At 45.0% G+C, this 13,991-nt stretch carries 14 protein-coding genes and 3 tRNA genes; 7 read left to right on the top strand and 10 right to left on the bottom strand.

Annotated elements, in window-relative coordinates; genetic code table 11:
• Positions 1–1,824, top strand: coding sequence for a translational GTPase TypA (typA, locus tag LRM49_RS01600; protein WP_445082943.1), 1,824 nt, complete (start codon positions 1–3; stop codon positions 1,822–1,824).
• A 62-nt stretch (positions 1,825–1,886) separates the two neighbouring features.
• On the opposite strand, the gene LRM49_RS01595 is transcribed toward typA, so the two are convergent.
• Both LRM49_RS01595 and LRM49_RS01590 read right to left on the bottom strand, forming a co-directional pair.
• On the bottom strand, positions 1,887–2,456 hold the full coding sequence (locus tag LRM49_RS01595) for a hypothetical protein (protein WP_243778113.1): 570 nt from the start codon (positions 2,454–2,456) through the stop codon (positions 1,887–1,889).
• A 35-nt stretch (positions 2,457–2,491) separates the two neighbouring features.
• Complete coding sequence (locus tag LRM49_RS01590) at positions 2,492–3,664, bottom strand: replication-associated recombination protein A (RefSeq protein WP_243778112.1); 1,173 nt, start codon at positions 3,662–3,664, stop codon at positions 2,492–2,494.
• Positions 3,665–3,766: 102 nt separating this feature from the next.
• On the opposite strand from LRM49_RS01590, the gene LRM49_RS01585 reads away from it, so the two are divergent.
• Positions 3,767–4,513 (top strand): slipin family protein, encoded by a 747-nt coding sequence (locus LRM49_RS01585; protein ID WP_243778111.1) that lies wholly within the window; start codon positions 3,767–3,769, stop codon positions 4,511–4,513.
• Positions 4,514–4,568: 55 nt separating this feature from the next.
• Here the strand turns inward: LRM49_RS01585 and LRM49_RS01580 are convergent.
• Positions 4,569–4,643, bottom strand: a tRNA-Gly gene (locus tag LRM49_RS01580).
• A gap of 67 nt (positions 4,644–4,710) precedes the next feature.
• Here LRM49_RS01580 and LRM49_RS01575 point away from each other — a divergent pair.
• The 5 genes from LRM49_RS01575 (at position 4,711) to LRM49_RS01555 (ending at position 7,406) form a co-directional block, all read left to right on the top strand.
• Positions 4,711–4,786: transfer RNA gene (locus LRM49_RS01575), tRNA-Phe, on the top strand.
• Positions 4,787–4,835: 49 nt separating this feature from the next.
• A tRNA-Gly gene (locus LRM49_RS01570) sits at positions 4,836–4,911 on the top strand.
• A gap of 102 nt (positions 4,912–5,013) precedes the next feature.
• Complete coding sequence (locus tag LRM49_RS01565) at positions 5,014–5,301, top strand: metal-sensitive transcriptional regulator (protein WP_243778110.1); 288 nt, start codon at positions 5,014–5,016, stop codon at positions 5,299–5,301.
• Between the two features lie 50 nt (positions 5,302–5,351).
• A complete protein-coding gene (locus LRM49_RS01560) occupies positions 5,352–5,777 on the top strand; it encodes a DUF4396 domain-containing protein (protein ID WP_243778109.1) in 426 nt (141 codons plus the stop codon).
• A 45-nt stretch (positions 5,778–5,822) separates the two neighbouring features.
• Positions 5,823–7,406, top strand: a complete 1,584-nt coding sequence (locus LRM49_RS01555) for an alpha-amylase family glycosyl hydrolase (protein ID WP_243778108.1) — start codon at positions 5,823–5,825, stop codon at positions 7,404–7,406.
• A gap of 16 nt (positions 7,407–7,422) precedes the next feature.
• Here LRM49_RS01555 and LRM49_RS01550 read toward each other — a convergent pair whose 3' ends face one another.
• From LRM49_RS01550 to tyrS, 7 genes are all read right to left on the bottom strand, one after another.
• The gene (locus tag LRM49_RS01550; RefSeq protein WP_243778107.1) at positions 7,423–7,752 is read right to left on the bottom strand and encodes a hypothetical protein; all 330 of its coding nucleotides are present in this window, start codon (positions 7,750–7,752) and stop codon (positions 7,423–7,425) included.
• Between the two features lie 128 nt (positions 7,753–7,880).
• The gene (locus LRM49_RS01545; protein WP_129637248.1) at positions 7,881–8,513 is read right to left on the bottom strand and encodes a DUF421 domain-containing protein; all 633 of its coding nucleotides are present in this window, start codon (positions 8,511–8,513) and stop codon (positions 7,881–7,883) included.
• Between the two features lie 59 nt (positions 8,514–8,572).
• The gene (gene rsmD / locus LRM49_RS01540; RefSeq protein WP_243778106.1) at positions 8,573–9,118 is read right to left on the bottom strand and encodes a 16S rRNA (guanine(966)-N(2))-methyltransferase RsmD; all 546 of its coding nucleotides are present in this window, start codon (positions 9,116–9,118) and stop codon (positions 8,573–8,575) included.
• On the bottom strand, positions 9,108–9,932 hold the full coding sequence (locus tag LRM49_RS01535) for a phospholipase C/P1 nuclease family protein (RefSeq protein WP_243778105.1): 825 nt from the start codon (positions 9,930–9,932) through the stop codon (positions 9,108–9,110). The genes rsmD and LRM49_RS01535 overlap by 11 nt, the downstream gene beginning before the upstream one ends.
• A 1-nt stretch (position 9,933) precedes the next feature.
• Entirely contained in the window at positions 9,934–11,976 is a 2,043-nt protein-coding gene (gene recG, locus LRM49_RS01530) for an ATP-dependent DNA helicase RecG (protein WP_243778104.1), read from the bottom strand.
• Positions 11,977–12,732: an HAD-IIB family hydrolase gene (locus LRM49_RS01525; RefSeq protein ID WP_146424137.1), complete on the bottom strand. Its 756-nt coding sequence runs from the start codon at positions 12,730–12,732 to the stop codon at positions 11,977–11,979.
• Entirely contained in the window at positions 12,732–13,952 is a 1,221-nt protein-coding gene (gene tyrS, locus LRM49_RS01520; RefSeq protein WP_243778103.1) for a tyrosine--tRNA ligase, read from the bottom strand. Before tyrS ends, LRM49_RS01525 begins: the two co-directional genes overlap by 1 nt.
• Between the last annotated feature and the right edge of the window lie 39 nt (positions 13,953–13,991).

Genomic DNA, 13,991 nt, shown 5'->3' with positions numbered 1-13,991 from the left:
ATGAAGGACGCTAGCAAGATTCGAAACATTGCCATTATTGCCCACGTCGACCACGGCAAAACGACCATGGTTGACGGGCTATTAAAGCAGTCGCGAACATTCCGCGACAACCAAGCCGAGATGAGCCAGGAATTGATTATGGATTCCGGCGATCAAGAGCACGAGCGCGGCATCACCATCACCGCCAAACAAACGTCAATTTTTTACAGCGACTACAAAATAAACATCATTGATACGCCAGGACACGCCGATTTCTCTGGCGAAGTTGAGCGAACCTTGAATATGGCTGACGGCGTTTTGCTGATCGTGGACGCGCAGGAAGGTCCGATGCCTCAGACCAAATTCGTATTAGCGAAGGCGCTTGAGCTGGGGCTGAAGCCTGTCGTGATTATCAATAAGATTGACAAGCCAGCCAGGCGAATTGCCGAAGTTGAAGATGAGTTGAGCGATCTGTTTTTGGAGCTAGCGACCGATGATTCTCAATTGCAATATCCAATTTATTACGCAATCGGACGCGACGGAAAATCATGGAAAGAAATTCCCGCTAACACCGACGAAGACGCGGATTTGACGCCAATTTTTAATGCGATCATCAACGATATTCCAGCGCCAGACGTGACGGAAAACGGCGCGTTTCAACTGCTTGTTACCAGCTTACAATATGACACATTCCAAGGAAAATACGCGATTGGGCGAATTGCTCGCGGATCCGTTAAGCGTGGCCTGCAAGTCAGTTTGATGAAAAATGGCGAAGTCGCGGGTTCTGCACGAATTGAGAAAGTTTTTGGCTATCGCGGATTAAATCGTGAGGAACTTGACGAAGCTTTTGCTGGCGACATTGTGGCGCTGGTTGGCGTGGCTGACGCGCATATTGGCGATACGATTGCCGACAAAGAACAGCCTGAAGCGCTGCCGACAATTGACATTGAAGCGCCAACTCTGAGTATGTACCTCGGACCGAACACCAGCCCAATGAAAGGTCGCGAGGGCGAGTTTACGACATCCAGGCAAATTGGCGACCGATTGAAGCGAGAGCTTGAAACCAACGTGGCGCTACGCGTTGAGGAAAACGGAATTGGCTTTACAATTTCTGGGCGCGGCGAGTTACACTTGAGTGTTTTGATTGAAACCATGCGACGCGAGGGCTTCGAGTTTGAGGTTGGACGACCGCAAGTTGTTACAATTACCGAGGACGGCGTCGAAAAAGAACCGATTGAAGAATTGCAAATTGAAGTTGGAAGCGAATTCATCGGCGCGATTAGCCAAGAGCTTGGCGCGCGACATGCTGAAATGAAATCTCAGGAAACGACCACCGCTGGCGCTGCTCGCCTGACTTACATTCTGCCGACGAGGGCGCTGATTGGTCTGCGCAACATTTTGTTGACCGCCACCAGAGGTACGGTGATTATGAATTCCCTGCCTCACGGATATCAACCGCTTGGCGGAAAATTGCCAAAAACCCGCAATGGAGTTTTAATTGCGTTTGAGGCTGGCACGACAACACCTTACGCTTTGCAAGCGGCGGAAGCGCGCGGCGAATTACTGGTCGGGCCAGGAACGGAAGTTTACGCCGGAATGATTGTGGGAATTTACAATCGCCAAGAAGACATCGAAATCAACGTTTGTAAAGCCAAACACTTGACTAATATGCGCTCCAAATCGTCGGATGGAACTGTACAATTGACGCCATTTACGCAATTTAGCTTGGAGCAATGTATCGATTTTATTGAAGACGACGAGCTTTTGGAGGTTACACCAAAGTCATTACGGCTTCGAAAGCGATATCTGGATGCAAACGAGCGAAAGCGCGCCGCGAAACAATAGCTATGTAAACCATAAAAATAACCGCCCCGTAATGAGGCGGCTATTTTTAATGTGAGAATCGACTAATTGACAAGAGTTTCTTTGACTCGGCGAGAAGCAAAGAAGTACAAGATTACCAATCCTTCTACTATTAGCATTGTAACGATTCCGGTGATAAATGCCGAAACCTCTACTCCCGATCTTCCAGATGCATATATAACTACCGCATTTGCAACATTGCCCAATCCAGCTGTGGCGATCGTAGCAACAGCTAACCACTTACCAAGACGCTTCTGCATCGTTATAAACACAACTGCACAAATAGCTAAGACTACCAGTATAGGTGAAAATATCAAAGAAATGACGTTCTCTGGCTGGCTAAGATTCATTATCGCCTGAAAAAACACTGCTGTATTGACAAGGCTACCGATAACGAAACAAACCACAAAGAACATTAACCAACCCTTAACACCCTTCAGAGATTCTGCCATCACGACATATTGCACTGGCGCTGCTTGAGGTTGTGCAAAATATTGCTGGCTGACCGGCTGCTGCTCATACGGGGTATTCTGCGGTTGTGGTGCAGGACCGTATTGTGCGCTTGGATCAGGCTGCGGTGCATATTGCGGCTGCTGAGGTTCTTGTTTTGGCATGTTAACTTCTCCTTTTAAGAATATTGATGTGCTAATTATACCACATCCTTAATTTCCTCTGGTAGAAATCCTTTGTCGTGCTCAAAGCCAGCTCGCCACTTGTAGCCCTTGTTATAGCCCAAATCTTTCATCAATTTGGTCGGAGCGTTTCTGAGATGCAATGGCACGGGAGAATTCGGATATTTACGCGCCAATTCAAAAGCGCCGTGCATTAAATCGGTAATTTCACGCGACTTCTGACTACGAGCCAACGCAATAGCACAATGGAATAAATTATACTTCGCCTCCGGAAGACCGACACTCTCGACAGCCTCAAACGTCGCAATTGCCAAGCTCAGCGCGCCATTGCCCGCCAGCCCGATATCTTCTGACGCAAAAATCACCATTCGCCGAGCAATAAACTTCGGATCCTCGCCCGCGTCAATCATTCGCGCCAAATAATACGTCGCAGCCGTCGCGTCACTGCCTCTTAGCGACTTGATAAAAGCGGAAATTATGTCGTAATGTGAATCGCCTTTTTTATCATAGCCCGGAAGTCGCTTCTGAGCCGCCGCCTTAACCACTTCCGGCGTTACTTTTTCGTTAAAACTCAGCGCCAATTCCAAATTGCCCAGCGCCACCCTTGCGTCGCCGTCCGATAATTCCGCTAAATAATCCAGAGCTTTAGGCGAAACTTGCTTGGACTTTTTCAGGACTTTCAATGCTCTTTTTAATACCAATATAATTTCGTCTTTTGCCAATCGCTGAAGAACCAAGACCCGTGAACGCGACAGCAGCGGCGTGATGACTTCAAAGCTCGGATTCTCGGTCGTCGCACCGATTAATGTAATTAGCCCACTCTCAACGTGCGGCAAAAACGCGTCTTGTTGAGCTTTATTAAATCGGTGGATTTCGTCAACGAATAGAATTGTCCTGAGTTCCAAATTCCAGTTTTGGCGGGCGTGTTCAATCACTTGTTCAACGTCTTTTTTTCCGCTTGTAACTGCCGACAGCTCAATAAACTCCGCCTTCACCTCACGCGCAATAATCCGCGCCAATGTCGTTTTTCCAGTTCCCGGCGGACCCCACAGTATCAAACTAACCGGCTCGCCATTCTTAACGATTCGCCTCAATAACTCGCCCTCACCAAGCAAATGACTCTGCCCTATCACCTCGTCCAGCGTCTGCGGTCTCATCCGTTCAGCCAGTGGCTGCCTACTATCACTCATACTTCCATTATATCGTGAAATCCATAAAGCCAAAAAGTCGTCCGCCGTTTACACTTTCCTCACACAAAATGCTACAATAGATCTATATAAATAGGAGGAAAAATGGGAGCATTTGTAATAATAATTTTAGTATTCACGGGACTTTACGTACTTAGTGGCATTAAAATTGTCAATCAATATCAGCGCGGTGTAGTATTGACGCTCGGTAAATTTACTGGCGTTCGCGAACCAGGATTAAGAGTCGTCATTCCAGGATTGCAGACAATGATGTTGGTCGATATTCGTTCAACTCCAATTGACGTTCCAAAACAAGAAGTCATCACCAAAGACAACGTCACGGTCGGCGTTGATGCGGTGGTTTATTTCCGAGTCATCAACGCACCAAAAGCCGTGTTGGAAACCACGAACTATATTTACGCAACTAGCCAATTTGCCCAAGCAGCACTGCGCGACGTCACCGGAAATGTTGATATGGACGATTTGCTCGCCAAGCGCGAAGAGATTTCCCAGCAGATCAAGGAAATTGTTGATGCCGAAACTGACAAATGGGGTATCGATGTCGAGAACGTTAAGATTCAGAACATCGAACTTCCTAGCGACATGAAGCGTGCCATGGCCAAACAAGCCGAGGCAGAGCGCGAGCGCCGCGCCAACATCATCAACGCTGACGGCGAAAAGGCTGCAGCTGAGACGTTGGCCCAAGCCGCAGAAATCCTAGCAAAAACTCAAGGCGCTATCAATCTGCGAACATTGAACACCTTAGAGCGAATCTCCACAGAGCCAAGCCAAAAGACGATGATGCTATTCCCTATCGAACTCATCGACGCGATTCGTGGCGGTAAAAAATAGAACATTTATCAATAAAATAAGCACTCTGTAATTTTACAGGGTGCTTTATAATCTCTGGTGCGGATGGGGAGAGTCGAACTCCCATCTCAACCTTGGGAAGGTCACATAATAGCCGCTATACGACACCCGCGCTCGATAAAATTATAACACTCTTGCCAGATAGCGACAACTTTAGTACAATTAAATAGCAAGTTTGTGGCTCTTTAGCTCAGTTGGTAGAGCAGAGGCCTGAAGAGCCTTGTGTCCCCAGTTCAAGTCTGGGAGGAGCCACCAAATATTGCATTTTATTCACGACTTTGCTACAATGAATCGTGAACAACATGCGGGTATAGCTCAGTTGTTAGAGCGCTTCCTTGCCATGGAAGAGGCCAGGAGTTAGAGTCTCCTTACCCGCACCAATTCGATATTTAGCCATCCAAATGGGTGGTTTTTTCGTATGTTAATTCTTAGATAGCTAATTACATTTGACATAATACCCCCAGGGGGTATATGATTATTTTATGGATACAGCAGACATCAAACGACGAGCCCTGCATCGCACAAAGATCATATTAGGACAAATGCGCGGGCTCGAGAAACAAATTACCGACGACGCATATTGCATGGATGTTTTAACCCAAAGCCTAGCAATACAAAAGTCATTGGCATCGCTTAATAAACTTATTCTGGAGCGACATCTCCGCACGCACATTGCTGATAAAATGACGTCCGATGACGAAGCTCAACAAAGTAAAGCGATAGAAGAATTACTCAATCTATATGAATTAAATAACATAAGGACAAAATAATGAATCACGAATCTCATAATCATTGCAATACAAAAAATTCAATCAAACACATGGCACTAGCAGCGAGTTTGCACTGTCTGGCGGGATGTATGATTGGTGAGATGATAGGCGTTACCATCGGCACACACGCTGGATTTGCGCCACATACTACAGTCATTCTGGCATCGGTCTTAGCTTTCATCTCCGGCTACACCGCGTCAATCATACCGTTAGTACGTGCCAAATTATCGCTCATAAAATCCTTAAAGTTAGTTTTCGCCGCTGACACACTATCCATATTGTTAATGACCGTCGTAGACAATATAATCATGCTGATCATTCCGGGCGCCATGGATAAGAACTTAGCTCATCCGATTTATTGGGTTAGCCGGCTAATTTGTATGTTCGCCGCGTTTGCTGTATCATATCCCGTCAATCTATATTTGTTACGCCGAGGTAAAGGTCACGCATTGACTCATCATTATCATCACATGTAATTTATTTGTTTTGATTTTCCCTGTTATCTCGCTTATACTTAAATCATGAAAACTTGGCAAGATGTCGCCTCTCTTTATCAAATTTATCCGCGCAGCTTTCTGGATACAAATGGCGATGGAATTGGCGATTTGAACGGCATTACCGAGAAGCTGGATTATTTATCATGGTTGGGCGTCGATTCGATTTGGATTTCCCCATTCTTCGTATCGCCGCTGACCGACTTTGGCTATGATATCGCAGATTATCGAGCTATTGATCCGACTTTCGGAAAAATGCACGATTTCCAAGCGCTGCTTAAAAAAGCTCATGATCTAGACATTAAAGTTATGATCGACCTCGTTCCCTGCCACACTTCAGACCAACATCCGTGGTTTCAAGAATCCAGATCTTCGCGTGATAACCCCAAGCGGGATTACTATGTTTGGCGCGACGGAAAAGACAATAGCGAGCCTAACAATTGGCGAAGTTTGTCTGGCGGCAGTTCGTGGGAATTTGACGAGCGCACTGGGCAATTTTACCTACATTCGTTCCTGAAAACGCAGCCAGATTTGAATTGGGACAATCCTGAAGTACGTGCTGAAATAAAAAACATAGTGCGATTTTGGTTTAATGTGGGCGTTGATGGAATGCGCGTCGATGCAATTTGGGGAATTTCCAAAGATCCTGATCTCAAAGACGACTCTCCAAATCCTGATTTTTATGGCAATCCAAACAATTACGGAGCGTTTATCCACGATCAATGTAAAATGGGACCGCATTTTCAGGAATATTTACGAGAATTAGCGTCAGTTTGTGATGAATATAACGACAAGCAAATGGTGTTTGAATTTTATCCCGACGATAAGCTGGGTGATATTTATCATCAATACAACCAGATCCTGGCAGTCCACCCAAAAGCCTCGGCGTTTTTTATGGAATATCGCGATAACGAATGGCACGCTAAAAATATTGAGAAAAAAATCAATAATTACCTACAATCAGCAAGCTCAACCATGCCATTTTTCTGCATTGGAAATCACGATCAGCCGCGAATTGCCTCCAGATTGGGCGAAGAACGCGCCCGCGCCCTCAGCTTCTTAAACCTCCTCACACCAGGAATCAGTGTAGTGTATTACGGTGACGAAATCGGCATGATGAATGGAGAATTGACCGCTGATGACATTCAAGATAATTTTAGTCCCGCCAATTCTATTGTTGATAGCCGAGACTTGGAGCGCACGCCAATGCAATGGAATGATTCGCAATTTGCAGGCTTTTCAAGCGTAAAACCTTGGCTTCCTGTTAATGATAATCACACGAAGATTAACGTTGATAACGAAAAAACCGCAAACAATTCCCTGCTTAATATGCACCGAAAGCTGCTAAAATTGCGCCAAACTCTCCCAATTCTTAAAAATGGCGATTTGAGTATTGTAGAAAACACCGGCAACGGATTCATTCTCGGATTAAAAAGAGAACTGGTTGGTCAACGTGCTTACATTTTCATCAATTTCGCAGACGAGAAACAAAGCTTCTTCATTCCAGAAAACGCCAAGATCATTGACTCGACTCACTCTGTCAATTTAATTACCGTAGAAAATCTTCAAATGACAATTCCAGGATATTGCGGAGTTTTACTTATTGCCTAGCAACAAAAACACTCAACTAGAATAAGGTTCCATCTTCAGTATCGCACTCCTCTATGGGATAGCGACCCGCGCATTCAGTCGCCAACCTAGCCATATTCTCGTTAATTTTCCTGTCATTAGCAGCCTCGGTGAGGGCTTTCAATTCTAGACAGTAATCATCAAGAACATCTGGATCGCTATTTTGGCTAGATTCTGTCGTATAGTTTTCTAACTCCTCGCTGCCGACGCTTCTTTGCAAATCTTCATCATTTGCAATTTCCTCATAATCTTTATATTTATCCCGTTTATCAGAAGTATCTTCACTCAGAATATCTGCCCCACAATTAATATGACCATCGTACAGCATTTTCTACATTCCTCCTCTTTTTACTTTGTCTATAAACCATTATACGACACCACCAGATGTAGTGGTAGAGTTAACTTCACAACACTATCAAATAACGACGTTTTTCATCCCGTCCAGTTAATTCATCTTTAATTATAAGCAGTCAGAATCAAATCACCGTCGACATACTCGCCCAAAAATACATCTCCGTAAGATTCTAAGCCTCGTTTTTTAAGCTGACCAAGTAGCCACTTTTCGTCTTTTCCGATTACATCCAAGATATCAGCTTGCAATTGACCGTCCGTTATTAACGGGAATTTCGGATTTTCCTCGCCTTTGTGTGAAATAATGAGCTCGCCATCCTGTTCAACAACAGCTCTTTTCACGTCTTTCGTCGAGTAGATATTATGGGTTCGAAGCTTGAAAGAAACATCATGAGCACTTAAGCCGACCTTCTCGCAATTTTCGATATTTATCTTCCCGTTGTCTATAATTATCAAAGCCTTCCCGTCAATCAGCTGTTTAGCCTTAACGCTATGTTTCTTTATCCACTTCAGTGTTAACACCAGCACGCACCATATGCACAAAATCCCAACATAGTCCAAAATCTTAATATCATTGTTATAAATAACGCCGCCGATAATACCACCAAGTACGTAATTCTGAACTTGATCACTAGCGGAAGATGGCGCCAAATTACCTTTTCCTGTAACGTTAATTATTATCGTCAGCGCAAAAAATCCGATCAATAATTTTATTGCTACTAAAATAAATTCATTCATAATTTACCTACTTTTTTCTATTAAAAACGCTCTGATATTTATCAGAACGATCATCAAACTTATTCCAATCGTAGGAACTTGGTGAGGTGCGCCTCCCCATAACTACGACTGTCCACCACAACAGTTTTGTCTTGAACTGGCACCTCACCTATTCCTGGATGTGATAATATCATAAATCCACCCGGTTTGAGTAGTCTCATTAACTTAGAAACTGTGGAAAACTGTGGATTATGGTATGGCGGATCAGCAAAAATAATATCGAACTCCCCTGTTGAACTCGCACTTTCTAGCCAATTTACTATCGTTGTTTTTATTACAATAGATTTTTCTTCGACACCCAAAATGCTTATGTTTTCAGCAATTACTCGCTGAGCGATTCGATCTCGCTCCACGAAAACCGCCGACTCTGCACCGCGACTTAACGCCTCTAGTCCAACAGCACCAGACCCCGCAAAAGCATCCAAAACCCGCGCGCCGCGTATCGATTCGCCCAAAGAATTGAACATAGCTGAACGCACTCGCTCACCCATAGGATGTGTCGTTGAGCCAGGCGGAGTTTTTATGAATCGCCCGCCGAATTCGCCAGAGACAATCCTAACTCTCACTTTTTTCTGCCTCAAGTTTCCAAATAGACGCCAGCCAACCCAACATCACCGACTTTATAATAATCGGCATTAGCTCGTGATTTGTCTGCCAAGCAAGGTCCGTCGTCCAGCCGCTCTTGCTAAAATTGTCATACATTTTCATCGATGCCACGGCGTGAACTTGGTCCAAATAATACTCACGATAGCCGTGATTTTTCACTTGCAATATCTCATCGTCACTCGGAATTGCATCCTTAAAACGTGGATATGCCACCACGCTAGCTACGCCAGCCTCAAACGCCACGTGTGTCGTCATCATACCTTTGGCGCCCCAGAATTTCCAGTTGTTTTTAATCAGTTCAATTCCGTTATCGCCCTTCATGAGATTTTTCTTCAAAATTGAGGTTCGCGTCTCCAACCCTTCACCGCCGCGAAGTTCCGCCATAGCTTGTTCCAGAGGAAAATGATGAGCTGGAGTCAAACCGTCGGTAATCGCGTGCGCCATCCAAGCCGCCTCAAACGCTTCTCGCTCGGAATTATTTGTTCGCAGTGCTCGGGCTAAATTACCAATATGTCCGTCAATCATCTCCAAAAGTGCAGTGTCATTCGGATCGTCCGGATTTATAAAGTGCCAAGGCTCATCCACGGCTGGACTCTTTCGCTTAACACCATCAGGACCATTCTTGCCCTCAAAATGAAGAATGTTTTTAATGTCAGGAAAATCACACCAATCCGGAAGAATTGGTTCTATATTTCTCCTTGCGACTCGATCTATTTTTTGGTGGACGCCAATAAATCGACCAGAGCTATCCCTAATTGTTGTTCCTGCGTACATATTAATTTAAAACAGTTAATCGCTGATAGCGACTGACGGCGTGCGCCAGATGATTATATTGTAGCAAATCTTGCCCCTCTTTGACAAAACGTTCGGCTTCGGTTTGAGCGCGAGAAATTAGCGCCGTATCCGCCAACGAGGCAATTTTCAAGTTCAAATCCCCGTGTTGCATTTTTCCGTAAATCTCGCCAGGTCCACGCAATTTCAAATCAACCTCCGCTAAATAAAACCCATCTTGCGATTTCTCAATCTCCCGAAGTCGTTGGCTCGGCTTATCGTGACCACTCATCATCAAATGACAAAAACTCTGATGTTTCCCGCGCCCAACTCGCCCGCGCAATTGATGCAACTGGCTCAACCCAAAATTGTCCGCATTCTCAATCAACATCACTGTCGCATTCGGCACATTCACACCAACCTCCACCACAGTCGTACTGACTAGCATATCCAGCTCGCCGTCCGCAAATTTCTGCATCACTTCAGCTTTTTCTTCAGCAGGAAGCTTTCCGTGCAACAGCCCAACTCGACGATGACTGAAAATAGTCTTAGACAATTTATTATATTCCGCCTCCACCGATTTTTTATCATTATCTGGATTATCATCAATCAACGGACAAATAGCGTAAGCTTGGCGACCTTTGGCTAGCTCATTTTCAATCGATTCGTAAAGCTTCGGAGCTGATGCTGGCGACCAAATCTTAGTCTGAATCGGCTGACGGCCAGAGGGCAACTCGTCCAGAATAGAAATATCCAATTCTCCATACAATGTCAGCGCCAGACTGCGTGGAATCGGCGTGGCGGTCATACTTAAAAGATGCGGCATAAAATCAGACTTTTCCAATAAAGCTTGTCTTTGCTTCACGCCAAATCGATGCTGTTCGTCAATCACCGCAAATCCCAATTTATGATACGCAACTTTCTCCTGAATTAGCGCGTGTGTGCCAACCACAACATCAATGTTACCGCTAGCCAAATTGTCCAACAATTGACTACGCGCCGCACCTTTCACGTGGCCTGTCAGAAGCGCAACAGACACACCAAATGGCGACAATAACTCGTCAAGCGTTTTCGCATGTTGCTGCGCCAAAATCTCCGTCGGCGCCATAATTGCCGTCTGAAAACCAGCCTTAGCCACTTCCGCAGCCACCAATCCCGCTACGACAGTTTTTCCCGAGCCAACATCTCCTTGTAATAACCGATTCATCGGATGATCAGACTCCAAATCTTGCAGAATTTGCCACGCAGCTCGGCGCTGAGCGTTCGTCAAAGGAAACGGCAATTGATCAACAAAACTCTTCACGACCGACTTATTAAACGGAATTTTCCAGCCTGTTAATCTGGTCTGTTCTTGCTTGTTAAATTGTGCCGCCAATATCATTTCGAACAGCTCCTCAAACGCCAGGCGCTCACGACCGCGGGAAATTTCCTCGTGAGTTTTTGGCGCGTGAAGAAATTTAACCGCCTCAGAACGACTAACCAATTTTTGGCGCCGAATAATGTTTTCCGGCAAAGTCTCGGGCAAAAAATCCATAATTGGATGAATATTTTTCATCAAATCTTGCACAGTTTTTGGGCGGAGATTTTTGATCGATTTATAAACCGGCTGAATTCCAGACACATTTTCTACAACTGTTTTAGCAATTTCTTTTGCCAGCTCAACAGACGGATTGTTGATTTGATAGCGATTATATTGCATACCAAATTGACCAGAAAAAATAAATTCTGCATCAGATTTTAATTGCGTTTCGCGGTACGGCTGATTGAACCAAACCGCCTTAACTTTGCCCGATTTATCCGCCAAAACCGCAGTCGTGATTCTAAGTCCGCGCCGAACAATACGCGTCGAAACCGACTCGCAGCGCGCCTTAACCGTAACTTTTCCCGGCCGAAGATCTGCGATATTAACCGCGGTTGAATAGTCGTCATATGCTCGCGGCAAAAAATCCAAAGCGTCAGAAATCGTTTTAAGACCAGCCGCCGCCAGAGCCTGAGCAGTTTTCGGCCCGACGCCTTTAATTTGCTCAAGAGGAGTTGTTAGCTTCATCTACGAAACGGCGTTGATGCCTTCCAGGGCGTAAGCCGTATCTTCCCAGCCTCTCACGCCAATTGAATCCACGCCCATTTGCTTCACTGGAAAATCATTGCCGCCTTCTTCAATTTTGTCACCAAAGAACAATGTTTCTTCTTTCGACCAGCCATTCAGTTCAAGTAGCCTGCCAATTCCATAAGCCTTATCAATTCCCGGAAGCGTGATGTCAGTGCTGGTCGTACCACCAATTCGCACTTCAAGTCCAGGTAGCTTTTCCGCCACCTTGTCGCGATATATCGGACGGACATCCTTATATTTTTCAGCCCACGCATATTTATCTTCAGGCGTAGCTTGCTGACCCAAAGCCGACATAGTAATTTGGCTATGTCGATCTTCAATTATTTCACCCGCAGGATTCTCACACCAAATGCCCATTTCCTTCGCAACTTCTTCCAACGCCGCGGTTATCTGAGTTTTTTGCTCATCAGACAAATCGTTCGCATACTGAATTTTCCATTCATCATCGGCGGCGTCAAATCGATAATATCGAGTTCCGCAAGTCGGCATCGCGTGGAATTTCTGAAGCAACTCTGGAGCAACGTTCAACCTATCAATCACCTGCTTCTTTATCTGTTGAAACGTGCCGCCCGTAATCACACAAACGTCATAATTCTCAAGCAATCGACTAAGAATTCCCGCCATACGGTCGCTAATTGGCGACTTTGTAATTGCTAGCGTATCGTCCAAATCAAACCCGATAATTTTCTTCATTATTCATTCTCCCCCGTAATTAATACAAATGTGTTTTTACCCTTCTTCAGTAGCGACGTGTCATTGACGACTTTATTTTCGGCAAGTTTTTCGCCGTTTAGGCTAATGGCGCCAGATTTTAACAATCGCTTTGCTTCACCGTTAGAGCCAACCGCCCCGGATTCTACCAGCGCTTCAATCACATCAATTCCAGCATCAACGCAAGGAATTTCTTCAGCCAAAGCGCCTAAATCATCGTCCGACAATTTCTTAAAATCGCCGCCGCCAAACAAAACTTCAGTTACGCGCTCAACGGATTCACGGCGCGCGCTACCGTGGACAATGTCAGTAACTTCACGAGCCAAAACCTTCTGTGCCGAGCGCGCACCTGGATTAACAGCATGATTTTCAGCAATAGCCTCAATCGTATCGCGATCCAACATCGTAAATATCTTCATATATTCAATCGCACTCTCGTCATCAACATTCAGCCAGAATTGGTAGAATTTATAGACGCTGGTTTTATTTTCGTCAAGCCAAACCGCGCCACCTTCAGATTTACCGAATTTACGACCAGTCGACTTATTGATAAGCAAAGGTGCAGTCATTGCGTAGACTTCGGTGTTTTCTTTTTTACGAATCAAATCCACGCCAGATAATAAATTGCCCCATTGATCCGATCCACCAATTTGCATATTCACGCCATATTGATTAAATAGATGCCAAAAATCATAGCCCTGAAGTAAAGTGTAAGTGAACTCCGCAAAACTCAAACCTTTGCCGTTGTTAATGCGCGCCTTGAAAAATTCGCGGCTCACCAAATCCGCCATATTGAAATTTTTACCGATATCGCGAAGAAACGGCAGTAATTCCAGATCAGCCAGCCAGTCAGCATTATCAACCAAAGTAAAATCTCGTCCAGCAAAGATTCGCGAAACTTGGGATTTTAAGGCTTGTTTATTATGCTCAATTTCCTCGTACGGAAGCAAGTTTCGCTCTTCCGTGTCGCGCATATCGCCAATCATTCCCGTACCGCCGCCAACAAGCAAAAACACTTTATGCCCGCGCTCCAGAAAATGTCGAACCATCATATAAACTGCCAAATGCCCAACATGCAAACTGTCCGCCGAAGGATCCGTCCCCAGATAGAGCGTGAAATTCTCCGAATCAATAAGTTTGTCGTCAGTAAATGTGGTCTGATTCCAGAATCCACGCCATTGTAATTCTTCTGATAATTTCATATCACTCCTTTTCTATATATTAGTATAGCAATTTTACAA

This window comes from Candidatus Nanosynbacter sp. HMT-352, from assembly GCF_022819365.1.
Taxonomy (GTDB): Bacteria; Patescibacteriota; Saccharimonadia; order Saccharimonadales; family Saccharimonadaceae; genus Nanosynbacter.
The sequence above is the reverse complement of the archived record's forward strand: the minus strand, read 5'-3'. Positions and strand labels throughout refer to the sequence as shown.